General features: G+C 54.6%; 26 protein-coding genes. 18 read left to right on the forward strand and 8 right to left on the reverse strand.

The features are described 5' to 3' along the window. Positions 1-67 precede the first annotated feature (67 nt). Positions 68-727, forward strand: coding sequence for an FtsH protease modulator YccA (gene yccA / locus D5067_RS14785; RefSeq protein ID WP_119934797.1), 660 nt, complete (start codon positions 68-70; stop codon positions 725-727). Between the two features lie 54 nt (positions 728-781). On the opposite strand, the gene D5067_RS14790 is transcribed toward yccA, so the two are convergent. Beyond that, positions 782-1,258: a hypothetical protein gene (locus D5067_RS14790; protein ID WP_119934798.1), complete on the reverse strand. Its 477-nt coding sequence runs from the start codon at positions 1,256-1,258 to the stop codon at positions 782-784. Continuing rightward, complete coding sequence (locus D5067_RS14795; RefSeq protein ID WP_235843211.1) at positions 1,255-1,995, reverse strand: winged helix-turn-helix domain-containing protein; 741 nt, start codon at positions 1,993-1,995, stop codon at positions 1,255-1,257. The genes D5067_RS14790 and D5067_RS14795 overlap by 4 nt, the downstream gene beginning before the upstream one ends. Positions 1,996-2,327: 332 nt before the next feature. On the opposite strand from D5067_RS14795, the gene D5067_RS14800 reads away from it, so the two are divergent. The 6 genes from D5067_RS14800 (at position 2,328) to tusE (ending at position 8,565) form a co-directional block, all read left to right on the forward strand. Beyond that, positions 2,328-3,071: a fimbrial protein gene (locus D5067_RS14800; RefSeq protein WP_119934799.1), complete on the forward strand. Its 744-nt coding sequence runs from the start codon at positions 2,328-2,330 to the stop codon at positions 3,069-3,071. A gap of 77 nt (positions 3,072-3,148) precedes the next feature. Beyond that, on the forward strand, positions 3,149-3,655 hold the full coding sequence (locus tag D5067_RS14805) for a CS1 type fimbrial major subunit (protein WP_119934800.1): 507 nt from the start codon (positions 3,149-3,151) through the stop codon (positions 3,653-3,655). Positions 3,656-3,727: 72 nt separating this feature from the next. After that, positions 3,728-6,445, forward strand: coding sequence for a TcfC E-set like domain-containing protein (locus D5067_RS14810; protein ID WP_119934801.1), 2,718 nt, complete (start codon positions 3,728-3,730; stop codon positions 6,443-6,445). 1 nt (position 6,446) lies between these two features. Then, the gene (locus tag D5067_RS14815; protein WP_119934802.1) at positions 6,447-7,604 is read left to right on the forward strand and encodes a CblD like pilus biogenesis initiator family protein; all 1,158 of its coding nucleotides are present in this window, start codon (positions 6,447-6,449) and stop codon (positions 7,602-7,604) included. A 10-nt stretch (positions 7,605-7,614) separates the two neighbouring features. Next, entirely contained in the window at positions 7,615-8,166 is a 552-nt protein-coding gene (locus D5067_RS14820) for a LuxR C-terminal-related transcriptional regulator (RefSeq protein ID WP_119934803.1), read from the forward strand. A 69-nt stretch (positions 8,167-8,235) separates the two neighbouring features. Beyond that, complete coding sequence (gene tusE, locus D5067_RS14825) at positions 8,236-8,565, forward strand: sulfurtransferase TusE (RefSeq protein ID WP_119934804.1); 330 nt, start codon at positions 8,236-8,238, stop codon at positions 8,563-8,565. Here tusE and yccX read toward each other — a convergent pair. Further along, entirely contained in the window at positions 8,562-8,852 is a 291-nt protein-coding gene (gene yccX, locus D5067_RS14830; RefSeq protein ID WP_119934805.1) for an acylphosphatase, read from the reverse strand. The two genes, tusE and yccX, sit on opposite strands and share 4 nt — an antisense overlap. A 129-nt stretch (positions 8,853-8,981) precedes the next feature. Between yccX and D5067_RS14835 the strand changes: the two genes are divergently transcribed. From D5067_RS14835 to hspQ, 3 genes are all read left to right on the forward strand, one after another. Continuing rightward, positions 8,982-9,542, forward strand: a complete 561-nt coding sequence (locus D5067_RS14835; RefSeq protein ID WP_119934806.1) for a hypothetical protein — start codon at positions 8,982-8,984, stop codon at positions 9,540-9,542. Between the two features lie 122 nt (positions 9,543-9,664). Next, on the forward strand, positions 9,665-10,855 hold the full coding sequence (gene rlmI, locus D5067_RS14840) for a 23S rRNA (cytosine(1962)-C(5))-methyltransferase RlmI (RefSeq protein WP_119934807.1): 1,191 nt from the start codon (positions 9,665-9,667) through the stop codon (positions 10,853-10,855). 60 nt (positions 10,856-10,915) lie between these two features. After that, positions 10,916-11,233, forward strand: coding sequence for a heat shock protein HspQ (gene hspQ, locus D5067_RS14845; RefSeq protein WP_010429359.1), 318 nt, complete (start codon positions 10,916-10,918; stop codon positions 11,231-11,233). Positions 11,234-11,271: 38 nt separating this feature from the next. Here hspQ and D5067_RS14850 read toward each other — a convergent pair whose 3' ends face one another. After that, entirely contained in the window at positions 11,272-11,685 is a 414-nt protein-coding gene (locus tag D5067_RS14850) for a CoA-binding protein (protein WP_119934808.1), read from the reverse strand. Between the two features lie 173 nt (positions 11,686-11,858). Here D5067_RS14850 and csgI point away from each other — a divergent pair, with 173 nt between their 5' ends. Next, positions 11,859-12,521, forward strand: a complete 663-nt coding sequence (gene csgI / locus D5067_RS14855; RefSeq protein WP_119934809.1) for a curli synthesis inhibitor — start codon at positions 11,859-11,861, stop codon at positions 12,519-12,521. An 80-nt stretch (positions 12,522-12,601) separates the two neighbouring features. Next, complete coding sequence (gene mgsA, locus D5067_RS14860) at positions 12,602-13,060, forward strand: methylglyoxal synthase (protein ID WP_119934810.1); 459 nt, start codon at positions 12,602-12,604, stop codon at positions 13,058-13,060. Positions 13,061-13,118: 58 nt separating this feature from the next. Here the strand turns inward: mgsA and helD are convergent, their stop codons facing one another. After that, positions 13,119-15,173: a DNA helicase IV gene (helD, locus tag D5067_RS14865; protein WP_119934811.1), complete on the reverse strand. Its 2,055-nt coding sequence runs from the start codon at positions 15,171-15,173 to the stop codon at positions 13,119-13,121. A 123-nt stretch (positions 15,174-15,296) separates the two neighbouring features. Here helD and D5067_RS14870 point away from each other — a divergent pair, with 123 nt between their 5' ends. Further along, positions 15,297-15,743 carry a YccF domain-containing protein gene (locus D5067_RS14870; RefSeq protein WP_119934812.1) on the forward strand — a complete coding sequence of 149 codons (447 nt, stop codon included), beginning with the start codon at positions 15,297-15,299 and terminating at the stop codon, positions 15,741-15,743. A gap of 19 nt (positions 15,744-15,762) precedes the next feature. After that, on the forward strand, positions 15,763-17,925 hold the full coding sequence (gene yccS, locus D5067_RS14875) for a YccS family putative transporter (protein ID WP_119934813.1): 2,163 nt from the start codon (positions 15,763-15,765) through the stop codon (positions 17,923-17,925). On the opposite strand, the gene D5067_RS14880 is transcribed toward yccS, so the two are convergent. Continuing rightward, positions 17,882-18,508, reverse strand: a complete 627-nt coding sequence (locus tag D5067_RS14880) for a TfoX/Sxy family DNA transformation protein (protein ID WP_119934814.1) — start codon at positions 18,506-18,508, stop codon at positions 17,882-17,884. The two genes, yccS and D5067_RS14880, sit on opposite strands and share 44 nt — an antisense overlap. 217 nt (positions 18,509-18,725) lie before the next feature. On the opposite strand from D5067_RS14880, the gene sulA reads away from it, so the two are divergent. Next, the gene (gene sulA, locus D5067_RS14885; RefSeq protein WP_119934815.1) at positions 18,726-19,235 is read left to right on the forward strand and encodes an SOS-induced cell division inhibitor SulA; all 510 of its coding nucleotides are present in this window, start codon (positions 18,726-18,728) and stop codon (positions 19,233-19,235) included. Positions 19,236-19,590: 355 nt separating this feature from the next. Further along, on the forward strand, positions 19,591-20,646 hold the full coding sequence (ompA, locus tag D5067_RS14890) for a porin OmpA (protein WP_119934816.1): 1,056 nt from the start codon (positions 19,591-19,593) through the stop codon (positions 20,644-20,646). 63 nt (positions 20,647-20,709) lie between these two features. On the opposite strand, the gene matP is transcribed toward ompA, so the two are convergent. Then, entirely contained in the window at positions 20,710-21,162 is a 453-nt protein-coding gene (gene matP, locus D5067_RS14895) for a macrodomain Ter protein MatP (RefSeq protein ID WP_119934817.1), read from the reverse strand. Between the two features lie 186 nt (positions 21,163-21,348). Here matP and D5067_RS14900 point away from each other — a divergent pair, with 186 nt between their 5' ends. Together D5067_RS14900 and fabA are read left to right on the forward strand one after the other, a co-directional pair. Further along, on the forward strand, positions 21,349-23,109 hold the full coding sequence (locus tag D5067_RS14900; protein ID WP_119934818.1) for an AAA family ATPase: 1,761 nt from the start codon (positions 21,349-21,351) through the stop codon (positions 23,107-23,109). Positions 23,110-23,177: 68 nt separating this feature from the next. Then, positions 23,178-23,696, forward strand: coding sequence for a 3-hydroxyacyl-[acyl-carrier-protein] dehydratase FabA (fabA, locus tag D5067_RS14905; protein WP_119934819.1), 519 nt, complete (start codon positions 23,178-23,180; stop codon positions 23,694-23,696). A 71-nt stretch (positions 23,697-23,767) separates the two neighbouring features. Here fabA and rmf read toward each other — a convergent pair whose 3' ends face one another. Continuing rightward, positions 23,768-23,935, reverse strand: a complete 168-nt coding sequence (gene rmf / locus D5067_RS14910) for a ribosome modulation factor (RefSeq protein ID WP_032617397.1) — start codon at positions 23,933-23,935, stop codon at positions 23,768-23,770. Between the last annotated feature and the right edge of the window lie 73 nt (positions 23,936-24,008).

Genomic DNA, 24,008 nt, shown 5'->3' on the forward strand with positions numbered 1-24,008 from the left:
CACTTTGAGACTGGCGCGCCGTTTCCTATTCTTGCCGTTAATTACATCTGTCATAAGAGAGTGACTCATGGATCGTATAATTACATCTTCACGCGACCGCGCATCGCTACTCAGCACCCATAAGGTGCTGCGCAATACCTATTTTATGCTCAGCCTGACGCTGGCGTTTTCAGCAATTACCGCAACCGCCAGCACCGTGCTGATGCTGCCGTCTCCGGGGCTTATCCTGACGCTGGTCGGTATGTACGGGCTGATGTTCCTGACCTACAAAACGGCTGACAAACCGGTCGGTATTTTGTCCGCGTTCGCCTTCACCGGCTTCCTGGGCTATATCCTGGGGCCAATGCTGAACGCCTATCTGTCTGCCGGAATGGGTGACCTTATCGGGATGGCGCTGGGCGGCACCGCGCTGGTGTTCTTCTGCTGCTCGGCCTACGTGCTGACCACCCGCAAGGATATGTCCTTCCTCGGCGGCATGCTGATGGCCGGTATCGTGGTGGTGCTGGTGGGTATGGTGGCAAACATCTTCCTGCAGCTGCCTGCCCTGCACCTGGCAATCAGCGCCGTGTTTATTCTGATTTCTTCAGGCGCTATCCTGTTTGAAACCAGCAACATCATTCGCGGCGGTGAAACCAACTACATCCGCGCGACGGTAAGCCTGTATGTGTCGCTGTACAACATCTTCGTCAGCCTGCTGAGCATCCTGGGCTTCGCAAGCCGCGATTAATCAGCACGGATACGAAAAAGGAGAATGCCTCGGGCATTCTCCTTTTTTTATGCCTTAATCACCCCGGCAAATATAGGTGGGGTAACGCCGGTCCTGAATCAGCCACACCGAGGGCGAAAGCTCAGAGATGGTGATGTAATAGCGTGCAGATGAACTGGCGAAGCTCCCCCACTGCGCATCGGGCGTGTTGTCATTGTGTCGACGCCAGGTTTTGGTGTAGCTCAGGACGATAACCTTATCGTCGTCCCGGCGTTCCCACGTAAAGTCCACGTCGCGGTCGACGATCAGGTTCCGGCCTTCCGCCCTTGCTGCCCCCTTATACGTGGTCAGTCCGGTCCCGTTACGATGAAAATAGAACTGGGCAACGGTATTAACCTTCACTTCATTTGGCTTTCCTTCATTGCGCGTAAAATTAAACTCGGTGCTGCAGGCCAGCGCATCGCGTTTGTAGGCTCCACCCGTATAGATAAAGAGCGCAACCGCCCCTCCGACAATCGCCCCACCCAAACCGAACAGAAGTTTAATTTTCATTCTTCCGCCCCGCTTTTGTAGCGAATCGTTTTACACAGGCTGTTTTCACTGACCGGGCAGGCGCCAATGAACACCTCATCGGCGGCGGCAAGCGAAAAACGGGCGCTGAAATAGTAAATGTTGTACTCCTCACGCTCGCACGCCACGTTGTTTTGCTTAAGCAGCTCGGCCATTCTCGATAGCACCAGCGGTCGGCCATGATCGTTCACCAGCCAGAGGCGGCACCCGGCTATTTTTTCCTTAACGGGCTTTAGCGTCGCGGGCACGGTTATCTCAAGCTGTCGGCTAAAATAGAGGCTAACCCCAATAGCCGACGTGGTTAATACGCCCAAAACCAGCCACCACTTTTTGGATAAACGCTTGTACCCTGACGGCTGTTCGACTAATGGCTTAAGCGCTGGCTGCGGAACGTCCGGGGCAGCACTCTCCACGGGCTGAAAAATGACGTCGGCGTTAAAGCGGAACCCAAACCGGGGCACGGTCACGATAAACTCGTGGCTGTCACCCAGCGCGTGGAAGCTTTTGCGTAATTCGCTTACCGCTTTATTGAGATTATTTCCCGACGGCGTAAAGCCATACTCCTGCCACACCCGGGTAATCAACTCCTCACGGCTCAGGTCTCGCCCTTTATGGCGAATAAACTCCTGTAAAAGGCGTACGGCTGGCGCCGAAAGCGTTAATACAGACTCGGGTTGCCCGACAAGACTTATTGCGTGTGCCTCAGGATCAAATAACAACGAATTATTGCATATAAAAAACATCATTTGTTCTCGGCTGTTACCGCATGCTTTTTAATCCCTGATACATCGACAAGAAAACCCCACCCTGAACTGATTGTTTTTTCATCAGAAGGAATTTTCTCCCCATCCCGGGTCGCGGTATTTTCGCTTAACTATACAACCTTAAAGCCAGGAAAGCAGGATAAAAAACTGTATATAACGAGTTAATTAATACAAATTTTCACAAACCGCTGTTCTGGTTAAAGTTTCCCTGCCCTGAAGCAATGTGAAAGCAGAGGGTGTCCTGGTGTTAATGCGCCGAGAGTGAACTCAGAGCAGGCGGACCGAAAGTGAAACAAAAAAATAATGTGAATAAGAGAACTGCCTTTTATATCGCCGCGCTGTCGTTGTCATTTTTCTCAGAAATGACAATGGCCAATATGAGCGTATATCCCATGGAACTTAACGTTGACAGTTCCGGTGCGGCACAAATAAAAGTCGCCTCTAAAACGGATGATATTCAGTTCATTCGGGTGAGGCAAAAGAAAATTCTTAATCCGGGAACGCCTCAGGAAAAAGAGATCGACGTTGCCTCGTGGAAAGAAGGCGGCGTGGTGGTCACGCCCGAAAAATTCGCCCTCTCAGCAGGCGCAATGCGCGTGGTTCGCCTGGTATCGCTTACGCCACCGGCGAAGGAGACAACCTGGCGGGTCTATTTTGAAGGCGTAAAACAGCCGGACAGTATTATTGCCGGGCGTTCAGAAGAATCCGGTGCGACGGCAACATTAGGGGTCAACGTAATTTGGGGCGCGCTCGTGCACCTCGCTCCGGAAAAAAGCGTGGTTTCACTCTCAATCGACCCTGCTCGCGGGATGATTAAAAACAGCGGCACGCTGCGGGTGCCCCTCAGGGAGATCGGTATTTGTCAGACAGATGAAACCTGTAAATGGGTGAAAGAAGACGCCACGATTTACCCGGATACCGAGCGGAAATTAAAAACGCTCGCACAGGTTCGTGGCCAGAAATATAAATTCCGCTACTTCAACTGGGTGAAAAAAACCGCTGAAGAAGCAGACTTACCCGTCGTGCAATAACACGACATCACTGTAAAAAAACCACGTGTGGTTTGTTTAAAGAGCCAAGGTGCTCATTTGTAAATATGGAGATATCAATGCGTAAATTAATTAAGCCTCTGATGATTGCTGCCGCGATGACCACGTCCGTTAGCGTTCTGGCGATCCAAAAAGATATTACCGTCAACGCCAGCGTTGATTCGCAGCTCGATCTGACCCAGGCCGATAATACGCCGCTGCCTGCCAGCATCGATATGCAGTATCTGCCGGGCCGCGGGCTGGAAAGCTACCGTGTGAATACCAAGGTATGGTCAAACTCGGCCACCAGCAACGTCAAAGTGCGTCTGGTCAGCGCCGCGCAGCTGAGCAATACGGAAGGCGATCAGGCCGTACCGATGACCGTGAAGCTGGGTGATAAAACCCTGACCACCGCCGATGTCGAATTTACCGGAACCGAGCTGTTCCCGGGCAGCATTGAGAATGGTTCTGCGGTACTGCCGCTGACCATCTCCCAGACCACGAAAGGCATTCTGAAAACTGGCCAGTACAGCGGCGTTGTCAGCCTGATGCTGACTCAGGCGACCACCGCGGAAGGCGGTGCATAACCCCCAGCACCTAAAGGAATAACGTCAGAGGGTACTCACCCTCTGACGTCAGGATGATGTCGAGGCTTGTTCATGGCGTTTCACAGAAATACTCTCCTCCTTGTTGCTTTGTTACCCGCATCTATCCAACTCGCCTGCGCTGAGATGGCCGTTCCGGCAGGGTTCGAAGACCTCGCGAAAACGCAGCGTCTGTGGACAGAAGTCAGCCTGTACGGCGAGTCGCTTGGCCTGTTTGAAACGGATATCAATCTTGAAACGGTGAGCTTTGTCGCGCCGGAAACCGTGGTCGCGGCCATCAAACGCCAGTTTAATGACGCCCCCGCCCTGATTGCCACCGTCTCTGCCGCTCTGGCCGTTCCGCTGGCCCGCAACGGCAACCTGGCGTGCAGCAGCAACGGCTCGGCACCGGGATGTGATTATATTGATACCCCGCGTGCGGCCATTATTTACGACGAAAACAACGCCCGTATAAGCCTGTTTTTGGACAAAAAATTTCTCCCTAAACCGACAGCGGAAAACCAGTGGTATCAGCCGACGCAGGGCACCGAAAACGCCCTGATTCATCAGCAAAATATCAACTTTGTTGCCGACCGGGATTACCAGTCTGCCACCGTTCAAGGCAACGGCGCGCTGGCCGTCACCGAGGATGGCTATCTGAATCTGGACTGGACCTGGCTTGGCCAGCGTTCACGCCACCAGCAGCAGCAGGAAATGACCGTGAATAACGCCTGGTTTCGCCAGGATTTCCTGCATCAATATTATGTGCAGTTGGGGGCGATGGATACCCGCGACCTGTTCAGCAATGCCGGGGGAAACATTATGCTCAGCCAGCTTCCGCTGGGCAAAATTCGCGGCCTGCGTACGGGCTCAACGCGGGCATGGATCAATCCGGTTCAGCAGTCGAAGGGTACCCCCATCACCGTGCTGCTCTCCCACGACGCGCGTATCGACGCACGACGGGGCAACGAGCTGCTGGCCAGCTTTTATCTGAACGCCGGGGCGCAAAATCTGGATACCCGCTCGTTCCCGGACGGAAGCTACACCGTGACGCTGTCCGTCTATGAAAACAACCGGCTGACGCGCACCGAGCAGGTGCCCTTTACCCGAACGGGCATTACGCCCTTCGACCGCGTCGAGTGGTTCGTACAGGCGGGCGAAACGGACAATAACGATTCAGGCGAACAGCGTCGCGCGGTGGCGCAGGCGGGCGTGCGCGTGTCCGTCACGTCGACGCTGGCACTGACCAGCGGTGCAACGGTGAAGAACAACCAGCGCTTTGTTGAAAACGCCCTCGACTGGAGCCGCGGCTTCAATGCCGGCCCCATCGACGGCGTATTGAGCACCCGGTTCAGCTACCTCTACGGCAGCGAAGGCCAGCGCGGCAATATTCAACAGGTCAGCTACAGCGACGGTTTTTCCCTGAGCGTCTATCGCAACGCGCTATCGGCGGACAACTGCAACACCCGGAGCGCGGGATTCGACGCGGTAAACGGCTGCTATCGTAGCCTCTCGGTGATGTTTTCGGTCCCCGTCGGTGCCTGGTACGCCAGCCTGGGGTATTCGGATAACCGCAACGAAGGGCGTTACGTCCCCCGCCGGGAGCTGGCGAACAATGACGATCGCCACGACGCAGGCCTGCCGTGGGAGTCAGTCTACATGACCCGCTCGCGCACGCAGGCCTGGCAGGGCGGCCTGAGCAACGCGTTCAGCGCGCGCGGCCTGAATATCAACAGCAGCATCAACCTGTTTATGCGTCAGGATGATGCCCGCGAAGGCAAGGATAAGGGCGGCTACCTGAGCGTGAGCCTGTCGATGGCGCACAGCCGTCAGGGCGACGCCTCAGGCTATACCTCTCTCGGCGCGACCTGGCAGCACCAGCAGCGCGAAAAAAATCAGCTGAGCTACAACGTGGCGCACAACTGGTATGAAGACGCGCGCGGCGAGAATGAGTATGGCCTGAGCGCCTCGGGCATCAACAGCGATTCGCTCAATACCTCGGCCTATACGCGCCAGGGCGGGCGATACGGCAACGGAAGCCTGACGGTGAGCGACGCCTGGGATCGTCAGGAGCAGCGACATACCCTGAGCAGCAGCGGCAACTACAGCTCTACCCTTGCCCTGTCGCGTTCGGGCCTGTGGCTGGGCCGCTGGAGTGACGGACGCCCTGCGTCTGCCGTCGCGGTGAACGTCGCTACGCCCGAAGATTCACAGGATCCCCGCGTCGCCGTGTCGCTGGACAACGGCGGCAGCGCGGACGTTCCGGCGAACAGCCGGGCCCTCTTCGCGGTGCCGGGCTATCAGCAGACCACGCTGACGGTTAACGAATCGCTGGACGTTTCTCAGGGGGTCAGCAGCGAAATCACCCGGGGCTCAGGCAGCAGAACGCTGTTTATGGTGCCGGGCAAAATGCTGCGTCGGGATGTTCAAACTACCGCAAGCTATACCTGGCTCGGCCAGCTGACCGACGAGCGTCATTCGCCGTTTATCGGCGGCGTGCCGCTGAACGTGAACGGCTGGAGCGACCTGGGCAACGGCGGGTTTAGCGCCCACAGCGACGCCCTGCTGCATAACCTCTACCTGGTGCGCCAGCAGCAGTTTTATCAGTGCGAGCTAAATGTGAAAAGCCTGCGCGACGTGGTGCGTTACGTCGGGTCGATCCCCTGCCGGGAACTCACCTTCTCTGCCCTGCCGGATGCGGTCCAGCAGCAGGCGCAGCTGATGCTTGCCGGACGCTCGCTGCCGACGGGCCCAACCGCAATGAACGCAGAGAACCTCACCAAAGGGAAATGATGTGAAAAAGTGCCTCTTTATTTTACTGGTCTTTATCCTGTGGGCGGGCCAGACGCTGGCGGGCGCCCCTGCCGGAAGAAACACCAGCGCAGGGATTAGCTACGATCGTTCGGCGCCACCGGCACGCTTTGATATCTGGGTACATGAGCCGAGCGGCTACGACACCGCCGATCCGCAAAAGTGGGGGAGAAATACCCTGACCTGCTTATCCCGCACCGACCCTACGAACGGTGCCTGCATGACTGCCCCGGTCTGGTTTTCGGCGAACCCGGCTGCGCCTTATCCCATTACGCTTCGCTTTACGCATGCGCTCACTAAAAAAACCGTGGATATCAAGGTGTACGCCGAGCACCACATGTTCATCAACAGTAAAGTCTTTACCTTCGCCAGCTTTGTGACGGGCGGGACGGGCGATCTCGCCGCCTGGAACAGAGAACCCTACTTTGATTATTACATCGTGAAAAGCGAGCTGGACAAGCTCGCCCTGCCCGGCATCTGGACCGCCACGCTAAAGCAGAACCTGCGTGAGTGGGGAAGCGCCGACTGCGGCGGGAACTTTAATGACGTGAATGTCGGATGCCCGGGCTATCTCAGCATCGCCAGCTGGCAGGCGACGGTACGCATTGAGGTAGTCGATCCGGGCAATCAGCAGATTTATCTGCCGGCATTTCCGCACTCGACGCCCATTGTAAACCTCAACCTGACCAATTTCCCGGGGCGTCCCCGCGGGAGCGAGATCCAGGGTGAAAGCACGCTGGACATGTGCCTGTATGACGGCAACAACAGCACCAGCACCCGCGCCTACCTGCGGTTTGAGGACGACGGCCTCACCGCAGCAGGGCGAACCGAGGGGGAATTTTCAATCCGGCGTCGCGGTGGAAGCCAGACAGACGCGCGGGATCGTCTTGACTATCAGGTGCTGGTGACCAATCCGATCACCGGCGCAACAGAAACCGCCGCAAACGGCAAAACGCTGGTGTGGCAAGGCACGAACGACCCGCAATATTTGCGCCAGGTTGTGCTGCCCGGCGGTCGTGAAAGCGTCCTTTGCATCCCTGCGCCGATCGTCCTGAAGACGCCTGCGTTTGCCGCCAGCGGCAAAAATGCGGGCGACTACACCGGCACGCTGCGCGTTATCTATACCCCCAGCACGTTATAACGAGGTCACCGTGAGTTACGCCATTCTCGACAATAACCGATTTTATGCCGAAGGACTGCGCTACGCGCTGCTGCGCCGCGGCGTTCAGCGTCAGGTTCAGTGCGACACCGTACAGTGGCAGCCGGCCCTGCTCGCCAGACGCGTCCTCGCTATTCGCTGTCGTTTTTCCGTTGCGGCAACGCACCAGGCGTTGATTACTATCTTGCTCAGGCTGGAAGCCGCCCGCTGGCAGGGCTGTCTTTATCTGGTCTGTAATGAAAAAGGCTGGGCGCTGGCCACGCACCTGCGCAAACGCTTCGGCACGCTGCTGATTTACATCATTGATGACCGGATCGCCGTTGCGGATGCGGCGTATTTGCTGGCAAAAGAGCCTCGCCGCCTCCGCAGCCTTGACTGCTGCCTGACGGGTATCGAATTCAACGTGCTGGATTTAATGCTCACCGGGCTCCCGGTGCGCCATATTGCCATTGCGACGCAGATGTCCGAAAAGCAGGTTTCAACGCACAAGTGCAACGCCCTGAAGAAGCTTAATGCCAACAACCTGCTGCAGCTGCTTCTGTAAGGCCGCGGTTTATCCCGACGGGCCTTATTTGCTACACTGTCCCCGATTTTTTTCACATGACAGAAGACTATGTTCATTTTTGCAGGTCAGGAAATTGAGACGGATAGCGACGGTTATCTGAAGGATACTACGCTGTGGAGCGAACCGCTGGCGGAGAAAATAGCGGAAAACGAAGGCATCATCCTTTCCCCTGAACACTGGGAAGTGGTGCGTTTTGTGCGTGAATTCTACCTCGAATTCAATACCTCCCCGGCCATCCGCATGCTGGTGAAAGCGATGGCAAACGCATTTGGCGAAGAGAAAGGCAACAGCCGCTATCTGTACCGTCTCTTCCCAAAAGGTCCGGCAAAACAGGCGACCAAAATCGCCGGGCTGCCAAAGCCGGTGAAGTGTATTTAGTATCGAATACCGAAGTTAGCGTATTCCTTGCCGGGTTGATGAGGTTCCGTTAAGACCTTATCAACCCGCGCGCTGCGCGGCCCTCCCGCTTTCAGCCACGCCACCAGCTTCTCAACCTGTTGCGCCTCCCCGCACGCTAATACCTCGACGCTGCCATCATCCATGTTCCGCGCGTATCCCGTAAGCCCCAGCTGAAGGGCTTCGCGCTGCGTGCTGTAGCGGAAGCCGACTCCCTGTACGAGCCCGTGAACCCAACATATCACACAGTAGCCTTTCTCTTTTTCCATAGTCCCCTCTCTGTCTGGACGCTTAACTCAGTTTAGCCCTCAACTGCGCCGTTGAATAGATTGCGGAGTGGCAGTGAAGAACGCTCTAAACCTGCCGATAACAGTCTTTATTATCAAAAAGGATTTACTGTGTCTGATAAGGCCGATGCGATAACCGTCAGAAGTATCATGGATCAATTCATCAAGAGTGAGAGCGTCAAGTCTCGCTTAAAAATGATCCGCGAGCGTGACAGAAATGATTGGGAAAAGTGGTTACAGGTTGAACTTGAATACTTTATTAGTCAAACCGATGGGATTTATGTTGACCGAGAAATAGAGGCCTTTCCCGACAACCGAAAATTGCGTGAGAGATATAACATGTATATCGATCTTGCGATCAGGAAGAAACGAACGCGTTTAAACGCCTATATTTTTCTTGAGTTGAAGTGTACACGTAACGTACAGACTCTCATTAATGGATTTGAAAGCGATATCCATAAAATCAATGCCATCAAAAAGTGTAGCGTAGATGCACGATCGTTCTGGTGTGTGGGATTTCATCTCAACTGCTCCGAGCGCAGCTTAACGAAGATTAAAAATTACGTCGCCGAATGGGATTATGGCTATCACGAAGTGATTAAACTGTGCGACTGTGGCGATGATTTAGCATGTGGTTGCACGAATAACACCATTGGCTTTGCCGTTATATAACGCCGAATCAGGGGAGTGGTTTTTGCCATCGCCCCTCTCCTAATTTGTCTGGCGCATTGCATTTCCTCAGCGAACTCGGGAAAATGGCGGCCATTTCATTGGAATCGACAGAATAGCAAATTATGAGTGTACGTTTAGTGTTAGCCAAAGGGCGCGAGAAGTCATTGCTGCGCCGTCATCCCTGGGTCTTTTCCGGCGCGGTTGCCCGCATGGAAGGCAAAGCCAGCCTCGGTGAAACCATCGACATCGTTGACCACCAGGGGAAATGGTTAGCGCGCGGCGCATACTCGCCAGCGTCCCAGATCCGCGCGCGCGTCTGGACGTTTGATAAAGATGAAAGCGTAGACATCGATTTCTTCGTCCGCCGCCTGCAGCAGGCTCAGCAATGGCGCGAGTGGCTCGCAAAACGTGACGGGCTGGACAGCTACCGCCTGATTGCCGGTGAATCCGACGGTATGCCGGGCGTAACGATTGACCGCTTCGGCAACTTCCTGGTGCTGCAGCTGTTGAGCGCCGGGGCCGAATACCAGCGTGCCGCCCTGCTCAGTGCCTTACAGACTCAGTTCCCGGAATGCGCCATTTACGACCGCAGCGACGTGGCCGTGCGTAAAAAAGAGGGTCTGGAGCTGACGCAAGGCCCGGTCACCGGCGAACTGCCGCCGGCCCTGCTGCCGATTGAAGAGCACGGGATGAAGCTGCTGGTGGATATCCAGGGCGGCCATAAAACCGGTTACTATCTCGACCAGCGCGACAGCCGCCTGGCGACGCGTCAGTACGTTGCGGACAAGCGCGTGCTGAACTGCTTCTCCTATACAGGTGGATTTGCGGTGTCTGCGCTGATGGGCGGATGTGCCCAGGTAGTGAGCGTGGATACCTCGCAGGAAGCGCTGGATGTAGCAAAACAGAACGTTGAGCTCAACAAGCTGGACCTGAGCAAAGCAGAGTTTGTCCGTGACGACGTGTTTAAGCTGCTGCGTAAATACCGCGACCAGGGTGAGAAATTCGATGTAATCGTCATGGACCCGCCGAAGTTCGTGGAGAACAAAAGCCAGCTGATGGGCGCGTGCCGTGGGTATAAAGACATCAACATGCTGGCGATCCAGCTGCTGAACCCGGGCGGCGTGCTGCTCACCTTCTCCTGCTCAGGCCTGATGACCACCGATTTATTCCAAAAAATCATTGCAGATGCCGCAATAGATGCGGGTCGTGATGTACAATTTATAGAGCAGTTCCGTCAGGCGGCCGACCATCCAGTGATCGCTACCTACCCGGAAGGGCTGTATCTGAAAGGGTTTGCCTGTCGCGTCATGTAACTTGAAAAGAGAAATATTGCCCGCACATAGAGTGTAAGTAATGTTTCCCGGGAGGTGACAATGATTGCCAGCAAATTTGGTATCGGCCAGCAGGTCCGCCACACCTTGCTTGGGTATTTGGGTGTGGTCGTGGATATCGACCCGGAGTATTCCCTTGATGAACCGTCAGCAGACGAACTGGCGGTTGACGCAGAGCTTCGCGCCGCGCCCTGGTACCATGTGGTGATGGAAGGTGACGATGGACAGCCGGTTCACACCTATCTTGCCGAAGCGCAGCTGAGTAGTGAGCTGCAGGATGAACATCCGGAACAACCCACTATGGACGAGCTTGCTCAGACCATCCGCAAACAGCTACAGGCTCCTCGCCTGAGGAATTAAGCGTGTAAAAAAAGCCCGATAATCGGGCTTTTTTTTCGTCATTTCGCCAGACCCAGCCGCGGGATATCGATCGCAGGACAGCGATCCATAACAACGTTTAATCCTGCATCGCGCGCCAGCACGGCGGCCTGCTCGTTGATAACGCCCAGCTGCATCCAGAGCGTTTTCGCCCCAATGGCAATCGCGTCCTGCGCGACGCCCCACGCAGCCTCAGAGTTACGGAAGACATCGACCATATCGATTTTTTCCGGCACCTCAGCCAGCGTGGCATATCCCTGCTGGCCCAGCAACGTTTTCCCTGCCACCTTGGGCGACACTGGGATCACGTGGTAGCCCTGATCGAGAAGGTATTTCATGACCCGGTAGCTTGGGCGATCGGGTTTATCGCTCGCGCCGACCAGCGCAATGGTGCGCGTGGACGTTAAAATCTCGGCAATATCATTCTCTTTCATGGTCTTCCTCCTGACTTTTTTAAAAGTGTACGCCAAAGCACGCGTCTCAACCATTCATCCCATACAGATGTATGAGGGCAAAACGGCAGAATATGTCTATATGTTAGTAAACGTGATTATCGAAAAATTTAGATACATTATTACGACGAAAGTATTTTCAACAGGAGCGCCCTATGAAAGCCGGCATTGCCTCTGCTGTGATTGCGTTAGTGATGCCGGTTTGCGTCTATGCAACTACGCTCCGGCTCTCTACCGACATCGATCTGCTGGTGCTGGACGGGAAAAAAGTCTCCAGTTCGTTGCTGCGCGGGGCAGACAGCATTGAACTCGATAACGGTCCCCATCAGCTTGTATTTCGGGTGGAGAAAACCATTCGTCTCGCCAGCCATGAACAGCGTATGTACATCTCTCCCCCGCTGGTCGTCAGCTTTAATACTCAGCGAATCAGCCAGGTGAATTTTAACCTGCCGCGGCTCGAAACCGAAAAAGAGTCCGTAGCGTTTGATGCCTCCCCGCATATTGAGCTGCTGGATGGTGATTCCATGCCGATCCCGGTGAAGCTGGATATCCTTGCCTTAACCATAACGCCGAAAGGGACAGATTATGAAGCCGATACGGAAATCTATAACAAAGCCAGTAAGCGAGCCTCTTTACCGCAGTTCGCCACCATGATGGCGGACGACAGTACGCTCCTGTCCGGGGTATCGGAGCTTGATGTCATTCCGCCCCAGTCACAAACGCTGACCGAGCAGCGCCTGAAATTCTGGTTCCAGCAGGCCGACCCCGATACGCGGGCTCGCTTTCTGCAATGGGCGAAGCAGCAACCTTCGTCGTAACCCACATTTTTTTGTCCTTTCTCTTGCAGCATCAGGCCGTTCCCGTCATCGTGTAGCCAGGTAACCTCACGGACAAGATTATGGAACTGACAACACGCACGCTTCCTGCACGCAAACACATTGCGCTGGTCGCGCACGATCACTGTAAACAAATGCTCCTGAACTGGGTGCGCCGCCACCAGCCGCTGCTGCAGAATCATACCCTTTCTGCCACGGGTACAACCGGCAACCTGATCCACCGTGAAACCGGTCTGGACGTGAACGCCATGCTGAGCGGCCCAATGGGGGGCGATCAGCAGGTGGGCGCGAAGATTTCGGAAGGGAAAATTGATGTGCTGATTTTCTTCTGGGATCCGCTGAACGCCGTACCGCACGACCCGGACGTTAAGGCGCTGCTGCGTCTTGCCACTGTCTGGAATATTCCCGTGGCGACAAACCTTTCGACGGCGGATTTCATCATTGAGTCCCCGCAGTTTAGCTCGCCGGTTGAGATCCTTATCCCGGACTATCAGCGTTATCTTTCCGAGAGACTGAAGTAGCTTTTTCGCCGGGTGGCGGCTACGCCTTACCCGGCCTGTAAAAACGCGCCTGACATCGTTATGGCTTTCTCGCCACCGGCACACCAATACTCTTCAGGATATCGACAAACGTGGACGGCTCGTCTCTATTGAACAGCAGCCACACGCGATGACGCGCGCGGGTTAACGCCACATACAGCAATCGCCGCTCCTCGGCATCAGGGAAGTCTTCCGGCACGGGCAGCAAGGCCTGTTCCATAACCGACTCCCGGGCCGGAGCAGGGAAACCGTCGCTCCCCTCTTTTAGCCCCAACACTATCACGTAGTCCGCCTGCTGCCCTTTACTGGCATGGATGGTCATAAACTCAAGCTTCAGCTTCGGCCAGCGGGTCGCCGCCTTTTCCAGCGCGGCGGGTTTAAGATAGTGGTAACGTGCCAATACCAGAATACGTTCGTCTGATTTTGCATAACCGCTCAGCTTATCCAGCAGCGGCTCAAGCTGATCGTCTGCCAGCAGCGTAACGGCTTTTTTATCCCCCTGAGTCAGGCTGTTGAGCGGTTTTGCCAGCTGGTGCGGGTTTTGCTGAATAAAGCAGTTGGCAATTTCACCAATCCGCGAGTTGAAGCGATAGGTCGTATCCAGATCGCTACGATCGCCTTCGCCAAAGTAGTGGTGGAACGCGGTCGTCAGTTCGAGCTGTGCCCCGCTGAAGCGGTAAATCGCCTGCCAGTCATCGCCCACGGCAAACAGCGAGGTATGTTTGTTCTGCGACCGTAACGCCGACAGCAACGCGGCGCGCTGCGGCGAGATATCCTGGAACTCATCAACAAGAATGTGCTTCCACGGACTCACAAAGCGCCCTTTTTCCAGAATGATAATGGCCTGGTGGATGAGCCCGGAGAAATCGACGGCATTCTCCTCCTTCAGCGCCGTTTTCCAGGCTTTAAGCATCGGCGCCATCAGTTTGACCCGTTTTGAAAACAGGGCGCGGATCTCCTCCGGTGCGCTTTCAATCATTTCCGCCTGGCTGCCGCCGTGCATGCGCATCAGGCTTACCCAGCGGTCGAGACGAGATCCCAGCCGACGCGCCAGTTTTTCATCCTGCCAGAAGCTGCCTTCCGGCACCGCCCAGTCCAACTCCTCCTCCAGCCACTGACGCCACCCTTTTGCTTGCGCCTTCTTCTCGCTGCACTGCTGCTGCCACGTCTTCACAAACAGCGCCTGACGGGCCGGGGTATCATTCTCGAGCCTGCTGATTGCCGGGACCTTTTTACTACCCTGCTGGATAATATGCAGGGCAAGAGCATGGAAGGTGCGAGCCGTAATGTCCTGCGTATGCAGCCGTTCCTGAATTCGCTCGTCCATCTCCTGTGCGGCCTTCCGGCCAAACGCCAGCAGCAAAATCTGGTCAGCCACGGCTTCACCGGTGGTCAGAAGCCATCCCGCACGCGCCACCAGCACCGATGTTTTACCGCTTCCGGCCCCCGCCAGCACCAGCAGAGACGGTTCACCGTTGACCACAGCGCGCGCCTGGGCTGGGTTGAGGGGTGAGGATTCAACCGTGTTGAAAAAATCAGCGTACCGCACGAGCATCGCATCGGTCCACGCCTGGTTATGGGCCAGCCGGCTTTTATCCACATCGCCAAGCCACGCCTGGCACGCCCGCCATGCGTCACGACAGTTTTCAAACTCATCCAGTCGCGCTACCGGTAACGGTAAGGCCGTAAGGGCCTGTCTGATTTTTTGCTGCAATTCTGTCGTTTGCTGGCGCGTCAGCCATTTTTGTTGCGCACTGCTCTGGGCAATATCGTCTAACACCTGCTGCAACACCTGGGCTGCAATTACGCTCATATCATGGCTCCACTGCAGCCAGAGCGTGTTCAGATGATGGTGAAAGCGCTGTGTTTCTGCCCACTCCGTACCGTGAAGACGGACGACTTTATCGGCAGGCAGCACGAACTCCAGCTCGCCCCACACCAGGCCGCGTCTGCAGTGAATAGCAAGAAGCTGATTAAACGGAATGAGATATTCGTGGCGTTCGCCGGAGACTTTCACGCCAGCATTGAGGAGGACAACCTTGTCATAAGGGTGTTGCGCCAGGCGTTTGCCCATTGAAGTTGCTTTCAGTTCCATATCCAGCCGGATCCACGAGGAGATAATTTGTCTGATAGTTTAACTGCCAGTTTTAAGGTGCTCCAGCCTAAAAAAACGTTACAATCATTCAGCGTTAATCATATCGAAAGGAAATGAGGGTTTATGCGTACCGTTCTGAATGTTTTAAATTTTGTCCTTGGCGGTTTTGCCACCACCCTTTCCTGGCTTTTTGCCACGCTGGTGAGCATCGTGCTCATCTTCACGTTACCGCTGACGCGCTCCTGCTGGGAAATTACCAAACTGTCGTTCGTTCCTTATGGTAATGAAGCCGTCCACGTTGACGAGCTGAATCCGACTGGCAAAAACGCGCTGATGAATACCGGCGGCACGGTATTAAACATTCTGTGGCTGATTTTCTTTGGCTGGTGGCTCTGCCTGATGCACATCTTCGCCGGTATCGCCCAGTGCATCACTATCATTGGTATTCCGGTTGGGATCGCCAACTTTAAAATTGCCGTTATCGCGCTGTGGCCGGTTGGGCGCAGAGTCGTCCCGGTTGAAGTAGCGCAAGCTGCGCGCGAAGCCAACGCTCGCCGTCGTTTTCAGTAAATAAGGACTGGCCGCGCTTATGCTAAGCCCACTGCTTCGCCGCTACACCTGGAACAGTAACTGGCTTTATAACGTCAGGATATTTATTGCCCTCTGCGGCACCGTCGCCCTGCCGTGGTGGCTGAGCGACGTGAAGCTCACCATACCACTGACGCTTGGCGTGGTCGCTGGCGCACTTGCGGATCTAGACGATCGTCTTGCCGGGCGCTTGCGTAACCTCGTCATCACCCTGGTCTGTTTCTTTATTGCTTCTGCATCCGTAGAGCTGCTGTTTCCCTGGCCGTGGCTGTTTGCGCTGGGGCTGACGATTTCCACCAGCGGCTTTATTCTCCTCGGTGGGCTTGGGCAACGCTATGCCACCATCGCGTTTGGCGCCCTGCTGATTGCCATCTATACCATGCTTGGGGTCTCTTTATACGACCAGTGGTATCAGCAGCCCGTTCTGCTGCTGCTGGGGGCGATCTGGTATAACCTTCTGACCTTAACCGGGCATCTGATTTTTCCGGTCCGCGCGCTGCAGGACAACCTTGCGCGTAGCTACGAACAGCTTGCCCATTATCTGGAGCTGAAGTCACGCCTGTTTGACCCGGACATTGAAGAGGAAAGCCAGGCGCCGCTTTACGATCTGGCGCTGGCAAACGGCCAGCTGGTGGCCACGCTAAACCAGACAAAAGCGTCTCTCCTGACCCGCCTGCGTGGCGATCGCGGCCAGCGCGGTACCCGAAGAACGCTTCATTACTATTTTGTTGCTCAGGATATACACGAGCGCGCCAGCTCGTCGCACGTGCAATACGGCGCCCTGCGCGAGAAGTTCCGCTACAGCGACGTGATGTTCCGTTTCCAGCGCCTGCTGTCGATGCAGTCTCAGGCCTGCCAGCAGCTCGCGCGTTCGATACTGCTGCGCACGCCATATCAGCATGACCCGCGTTTTGAGCGCGCCTTCAGCCACCTCGATGCCGCCCTCGATCGCGTGCAGGCAAGTGGAACGTCCCCGGAACAGATTAAGGCACTGGGTTTTTTACTCAATAACCTGCGCGCCATTGATGCCCAGCTGGCCACCATTGAGTCTGAGCAGGCGATGGCGCTGCCGGGTAATGATGTTGAAAACCAGCTTGCGGACGACAGTGTGAATGGTTTCAGCGATATGTGGCTGCGCCTGAGCCGTAACTTTACGCCGGAGTCAGCCCTCTTTCGCCATGCGGTGAGGATGTCGCTGGTCCTGTGCGTGGGCTACGCCTTTATTCAAATTACGGGCTTACACCATGGCTACTGGATCCTGTTGACCAGCCTGTTCGTTTGTCAGCCCAACTATAACGCTACTCGCCACCGCCTCGCGCTGCGTATTGTCGGCACGCTGGTGGGCGTTGCTATCGGGCTGCCGGTTCTCTATTTTGTGCCCTCTATTGAAGGACAGCTGATCCTCATCGTGATCACCGGCGTTTTATTCTTTGCGTTTCGTAACGTGCAGTACGCGCACGCCACGATGTTTATTACCCTGCTGGTATTGCTGTGCTTTAACCTGCTGGGCGAAGGGTTTGAAGTCGCCCTTCCCCGCGTGATCGATACGCTAATCGGCTGTGCTATCGCCTGGGCTGCGGTGAGTTTTATCTGGCCCGACTGGCGTTTCCGCAATTTACCGCGCGTACTCGACAGGGCAATGAATGCAAACTGTCGCTATCTGGACGCGATCCTTGAGCAGTACCACCAGGGCCGCGATAACCGTCTCGCCTATCGAATCGCGCGCCGCGATGCGCATAACAGCGACGCTGAGCTGGCATCGGTGGTTTCGAATATGTCCACAGAGCCGCGTGCGACAGCGCAAATCCGGGAAACGGCTTTCCGTCTGTTGTGCCTTAACCATACCTTCACCAGCTATATCTCAACGTTGGGGGCCCATCGAGAGAAGCTCACGAACCCGGGGATCCTGAACCTGCTGGATGACGCGGTTTGCTACGTCGATGATGCGCTACACCATCTGCCAGCCGATGAGCCCCGCGTTCAGCAGGCACTGGATGAACTCGCGCAGCGTATTGCGCATCTTGACCCAGGCACCGACAGCAAAGCTCCGCTGGTTTTGCAGCAAATAGGCCTGCTTATCGCCCTGCTGCCGGAAATTTGCCGGTTACAACAGCAAATTGCTACCTTGAGGAATGATGCTCCGGTATCGCAGGTAGCGCATTAAACCACTCTGTCAGCTCCCGGCGAATGTCGGCCGGGAGCGCCGCTTCGTGCAGCCCTTCTATCGCGCCCTGGAGCGCAAACAGCACCTTGACGCTCAATCCTCTGTTTCTCGCGCGCATTTTTAACCAACTCGTTTTTGCCCCCAGCTCCCGCAGCGTTTCTTCATTGGTGATACCCACTTCGTACAGCAAGACCTCGATCTGAAACGTCAGGTTTGGCAGATCTTTCAGCCTGTTACGCTGATGCCGCTCGGAACGCTCTTTCCTGGCAGCATTAAGGGCAAAGGAAGAAAGCTGAAGCAACTTCTCCTTGTCCTGCCACAGTCCATCATCCACGCGGTAATAGTTAAGAAGGACAGGCCGCCCCCGCTTCATCAATGTCAGAAAAGAAGAGGCATGCTTTACACAGTATTTTGCACTCTCTTCGCAGGCGCGAAGGTACAGCTCGCCATCAGAAACCATGGCAAATACCGCATCCTCCACTGCGAGGGTATAACCGCCAAAGAGTGCGCGATGATGAATGTCGCCCAGCGAGGAAAGGTATTCCTGTGATTTATAAATCCGATCATAAGATATCTTTTTCATGATATTTCCCTTGTAAATCATAAAGTAACAGCAGCATTTCTTACTAGCGGATCCGTTAGCAGGAAAATAGGCAACTTATTGCCGTTGAGCAAGATGATTTTTCCAGGCAGGCCAAGAATGAACGAATTTTGCGAGTCGCTTTCCGAAAATGAGGTTGATCTTTATGCATACAGGGGTTACTGTATATCCATACAGTAACTACAGGGCTGGAATGAATATGTACACTTCAGGCTATGCAAATCGCTCTACCTCTCTTTCTTCTTCCGCTGGCAATGGCGCGCAGAATTCCGTCGGGCGTGTTTCGACAGGGCTTATCAGTGAAGTGGTTTACCGTGAAGACCAGCCTCTGTTGACTCAACTCTTATTGCTGCCGTTATTACAGCAGCTTGGCCAGCAGTCTCGCTGGCAGCTCTGGCTGACGCCACAGCAAAAATTGAGCCGCGAATGGGTTCAGTCTGCCGGCCTCCCGCTGACAAAAGTGATGCAGATTAGCCAGCTGCCGCCTTGCGATACGGTAGAGTCAATGATCCGCGCCTTACGCACGGGGAATTACAGCGTGGTGATTGGTTGGTTGTCTGACGAATTGACGGAAGAAGAACACTTCAGGCTGACTGAAGCAGCGGAAGAAGGTAATGCTATTGGATTTATCATGCGACCAGTAAGTGCCGATCCTCATCGCAAAGGACAACTTTCTGGGGTAAAAATTCACTCGAATTTGTACCATTGAGTAAATTTAAGACTTTTCCTGGAATTTTTTTTGACAGCAAGATGCAGAAATAGTTCAAGGCGCCAAATCTTCGGCAAGGCTTGTGTGGTGCGGTTCTCTTTAATTTTACTGCACAAATTTCGTTCAAAAAATGTTAAATAATAGGTATACGGAACTTTTTTTTTCATATGCCTGACGGAGTTCACACTTGTAAGTTTCTAGCTACGTTGTAGACTTTACATCGCCAGGGGTGCTCGGCCTAAGCCGAAGATATCGGTAGATTTATATTTGACCACGCCCCCCGGTGAAGGATTTAACCGTGATTTCTCTGCAGAGATTTTCATGGCAAATTTTGGATGATAACGAGGCGCAAAAAATGAAAAAGACAGCTATCGCGATTGCAGTGGCACTGGCTGGCTTCGCTACCGTAGCGCAGGCCGCTCCGAAAGATAATACCTGGTATGCAGGTGGTAAACTGGGCTGGTCTCAGTTCCATGACACCGGCTGGTACAACAGCAGCCTGAACAACGATGGCCCGACTCACGAGAGCCAGCTGGGTGCAGGCGCGTTCGGTGGCTATCAGGTTAACCCGTATGTTGGTTTTGAAATGGGTTACGACTGGTTAGGTCGTATGCCATACAAAGGCGACAACGTAAACGGCGCTTTTAAAGCTCAAGGCGTTCAGCTGACCGCTAAACTGGGTTACCCAATCACTGACGATCTGGACGTGTACACCCGTCTGGGCGGCATGGTATGGCGTGCAGACTCCAGCAACAGCGAAATTGGCGACAACCATGACACCGGTGTTTCCCCAGTATTCGCTGGTGGCGTTGAGTGGGCAATGACCCGTGATATCGCTACCCGTCTGGAATACCAGTGGGTTAACAACATCGGCGACGGCAACACCGTTGGTGTTCGTCCTGACAACGGCATGCTGAGCGTAGGTGTTTCCTATCGTTTCGGTCAGCAGGAAGATGCAGCTCCAATCGTAGCTCCAGCTCCGGCTCCAGCTCCAGAAGTACAGACCAAGCACTTCACTCTGAAGTCTGACGTTCTGTTTAACTTCAACAAATCTACCCTGAAACCAGAAGGTCAGCAGGCACTGGATCAGCTGTACACCCAGCTGAGCAACCTGGATCCTAAAGACGGTTCAGTAGTGGTTCTGGGCTTCACCGACCGTATCGGTTCTGACGCTTACAACCAGCAGCTGTCTGAAAAACGTGCTCAGTCTGTTGTTGATTACCTGGTATCTAAAGGTATCCCGGCTAACAAGATCTCCCCACGTGGTATGGGCGAATCTAACCCAGTTACCGGTTCTACCTGTGACAACGTGAAAGCTCGCGCTGCACTGATCGACTGCCTGGCACCAGATCGTCGCGTTGAGATCGAAGTTAAAGGTATCAAAGACGTTGTAACTCAGCCTGCGGCATAAGTTATCGTCTTAAAAAAAACCCCGCGATGCGGGGTTTTTTATTGCCTGAAGAAAAGTTAGACATCACTTTTTGCCGAGCAGTGCCTGTAGATCGTTTTTCAGGTTCGACATTTGGCTGGCATACTTCTCTTTATGTTCTGCGTCTTCAATTAGCTGTACGACCGTTTCCGATAGCGTTTTCCCGCGCCGTTGCGCAAGCCCAGCCAACCGCTGCCAGACGATAAACTCGAGGTCGATAGACTTTTTGCGGGTATGCTGGTGCTCAGCATTAAAGTGCCGCTTACGCCGCGCACGAATAGTTTGCTTCATTCGGTTCAACAGTGCCGGATTGATATGCTTAGCAATCCAGCTGTTAACCAGAACCGGTTCGTTTTCGAGGGTCAGCAACATATCCACGGCTTCTTGCGCCGCGCTGGCTTCGAGGTAGCAGGTGATCGGCTCGCCTTCGCGATGCTTTTTGACCAGGTACTTCCATTTCCAGCCGCTTTCGAGGTTTTCCAGTTGTTGATATTTCATTGCGATCTCAGTGTTACCACGTAACTCTGTTCAGAATATCAGTTTTTTAGCAATCTGCTGAAAAGAAATCATATCCTGTGAAACATCACAGGAGAATCACGCGCCGAAATCCCCAATCCCCCTTGGGAAGAGGCCGCCGCTTACGGTATACTCCACGGTTTTACATCTGACTAAAAAACATCAACTTTGACGATTACGAAACTTGCATGGCGTGACCTGGTTCCTGATACCGAAAGCTATCAGGCGCTATTTGCACAGCCCGATCTCACGAAAGAACACGAATTCATACTTAGCGATACACAACCGCGTTTGCATTACGCGCTGGAGCAGGTGTTAAGCCCATGGGCTACATCTCCCTTCATGCTGCTCAAAGCCCCGGAAGAAGCCGAGTATTTGTCGCTTCTGGGTGATGCCATGCGCCAGTTGAAACCAGAGACGGATGCCGTCTTTGGTGGTCAGTATCGTATTACGGGCCATGATATCGCCTTCGTACCCGCAGATAGCGCTGACGATCGCTTCGCCGCTACCGGTGAAGTGGTTAGTGCGAATTGGGTCGAAGCCGAACAGCTCTTCGGGTGCCTGCGCCAGTTTAACGGTGAACTATCGCTGCAGCCGGGGCTGGTTCACCGCGCAAACGGCGGCGTTCTGATTATCTCCCTGCGCACCCTGCTCGCCCAGCCCCTTCTGTGGATGCGGCTCAAAACGATTGTGAGCCAGCAGCGCTTCGACTGGGTCGGTTACGACGAATCACGTCCTCTACCCGTGTCTGTGCCCTCGATGCCGCTCTCTTTGACCGTCGTATTAACGGGCGATCGCGAGTCTCTGGCTGATTTCCAGGAGATGGAGCCGGAACTGGCTGAACAGGCTATTTACAGCGAATACGAAGACAATATCCAGATTGCAGATGCCGATGATATGGCGCTGTGGTGCCAATGGGTATTGGCTGTTGCTGAGCGTTTTGGTCTGCCTGTGCCTGCGGCGGACGCGTGGTCAGGATTAATTCGTGAAGCCACACGCTACACCGGCGATCGGGAAACCCTGCCCCTTTGTCCGCTCTGGATCGGTAAACAGCTGCGTGAAGTCGGTGTAATCAGCGGTGAAGGCACATTTACCGGCGAACAGATGGCACAGATGCTGGCTCAGCGCGAGTGGCGTGAAGGTTATCTTGCCGACCGTATGCAGGATGAAATTCTGCTGGAGCAAATTCTGGTCGAAACCGAAGGCGAGCGCATCGGACAGATCAACGCCCTGTCAGTGATTGAGTTCCCTGGGCATCCGCGCGCGTTCGGCGAACCTTCCCGCATCAGCTGTGTAGTTCATGTGGGCGACGGCGAATTTATTGATATCGAACGTAAAGCGGAGCTGGGCGGAAACATTCATGCTAAGGGCATGATGATCATGCAGGCATTTCTGATGTCTGAGCTGCAGCTTGAACAGCAGATCCCCTTCTCGGCCTCGCTGACGTTCGAGCAGTCCTACAGTGAAGTCGATGGCGATAGCGCCTCAATGGCAGAGCTGTGCGCACTGATCAGCGCCCTGGCAGAAGTACCGATTAGCCAGAACATCGCGATTACGGGTTCTGTGGATCAGTTTGGCCGCGCACAGCCTGTGGGTGGTCTGAATGAGAAAATCGAAGGCTTTTTCTCAATCTGTCAGCAGCGCGGTTTGAACGGCAAACAGGGCGTTATCATCCCGGCACCCAACGTGCGCCATCTGAGTCTGAGCCAGGAGCTTCTTGATGCGGTGGAACAGGAACAATTCACCCTGTGGGCCATCGAAGGTATTGAGGATGCGCTACCCTTACTGACAAACCTGGTATGGGACGGCGAAGGTCAGACGACGCTGATGCAAACCATTCAGGAACGCATTGCTCAGGCGACGCAGCAGGATGCTCGTCATCGATATCCATGGCCGTTACGCTGGCTGAGTTGGTTTAGTCCGAACTGATCGGACTTGTTCAGCGTACACGTGTTAGCTATCCTGCGTCCTTCACTAAAATAAGGCTTACTGAGAACATGGTAGATAAACGCGAATCCTATACAAAAGAAGACCTTCTTGCCTCTGGTCGCGGTGAACTGTTTGGCGCTAAAGGCCCACAGTTACCGGCACCAAGCATGCTGATGATGGACCGTGTCGTGAAAATGACCGAAACCGGCGGCAATTATGATAAGGGCTACGTAGAAGCGGAACTCGATATCAACCCGGACCTGTGGTTCTTCGGTTGCCACTTTATTGGCGATCCGGTAATGCCTGGCTGCCTGGGCCTTGATGCAATGTGGCAGCTGGTTGGCTTCTATCTGGGCTGGCTCGGTGGCGAAGGCAAGGGCCGCGCACTGGGTGTTGGCGAAGTGAAATTTACCGGACAGGTTCTGCCTACCGCGAAAAAAGTCACCTACCGTATTCACTTCAAGCGCATCGTTAACCGTCGTCTGATTATGGGCCTGGCGGATGGCGAAGTGCTGGTCGATGGTCGTCTGATCTATTCTGCGAGCGATTTGAAAGTCGGTCTGTTCCAGGATACCTCTGCTTTCTAAGCCCTGCTTTCAGGTCCTTCAGAAAGGCGAAACCTCCGCAGCGCGGAGGTTTCTTTTTTAAAGAGACGCTATCAAGCAAGTACTGCCCTGTCTCCGATGGCTTCTCGCCAGCCCCCTAACCATTGCGACCTCTGATTGATGGTCTGATAGGGACACATTTCTTTAGAACGTCCGGCGATGCCAGCCTGATAACCACGTTGATGAGCCCTTTCCAGGCGATCTCGTTTCTGTCTCTTCATGCCTCGTTTCCCTCATTCTTTTGTCTGGTGGAAAGAAAACAGTGATTGCAAAGTGTGCAAGCACAGTTAACGA

Origin of the sequence: Enterobacter huaxiensis, assembly GCF_003594935.2 — a bacterium.
Classification (GTDB): Bacteria; Pseudomonadota; Gammaproteobacteria; order Enterobacterales; family Enterobacteriaceae; genus Enterobacter; species Enterobacter huaxiensis.